Raw genomic sequence first — 741 nt, forward strand, 5'->3', positions numbered from 1 at the left:
GCCGCGGGCGGGCCCGCCCCGCAGGGCGCACCGGGCGGCGGCCGGGCCGGCGGCCCCGGCGGCAGCGACGGCGGCTGGAGCAAGATGTTCGGCTCCCAGTTCGCCCCGCAGACCGGCTGGCTCTACCCGATCGCCGCGATCTCGCTGCTCTGCGCGCTGGCCTGGCGCCGTCGCGAACCGCGCACCGACCTGCTGCGGGCCGGCTACCTGCTCTGGGGCAGCTGGCTGGCGGTCTTCTTCGTGGTCTTCAGCGCCGGCAGCGTCGGCGGCCACAGCTACTACATGGGCGTGATCGCCACCCCGCTGGCGGCGCTCAGCGGTGCCGGGGTGATGCTGCTCTGGCAGGCCTACCGGGCCGGCGGGCGCAAGGCCTGGGCGCTGCCGGCGGCGGTCGCCGGGACCGCGGGCTGGGCCGCCTACCTGGCGCACCTGTTCCCGACCTTCCTGCCCTGGCTGGCCCCGGCCACCCTGGGCCTGGGCGCGCTGGCCCTGGTGCTGCTCGGGCTCGGCCGGGCGGCCCGGTTCGGCGAGCGGCGGCTGGGCCGGCTGCGGCTGGCCACGGTGGGCCTGGTCGCCTCGCTCTTCGCCATGCTGCTGGCGCCCGGTGCCTGGGCCGCCTCGGTGCTGAGCACCAAGTACGGCAACTCCGGGATGGGCACGGTCGGCCCGCAGGCCGCGCGCGGCTTCGGCCGGCCCGGCGGCGGGACCGCCGGCGGGCACGGCGGGGGCCGCGGTGCGGGT

1 pseudogene is annotated in these 741 nt (G+C 78.9%); it reads left to right on the forward strand.

Annotated elements, in window-relative coordinates:
- Positions 1-741: pseudogene (locus tag ACQRUO_RS39590) on the forward strand (ArnT family glycosyltransferase); the annotation flags it as partial.

Origin of the sequence: Kitasatospora sp. LaBMicrA B282 (assembly GCF_050325825.1) — a bacterium.
Classification (GTDB): domain Bacteria; phylum Actinomycetota; class Actinomycetes; order Streptomycetales; family Streptomycetaceae; genus Kitasatospora.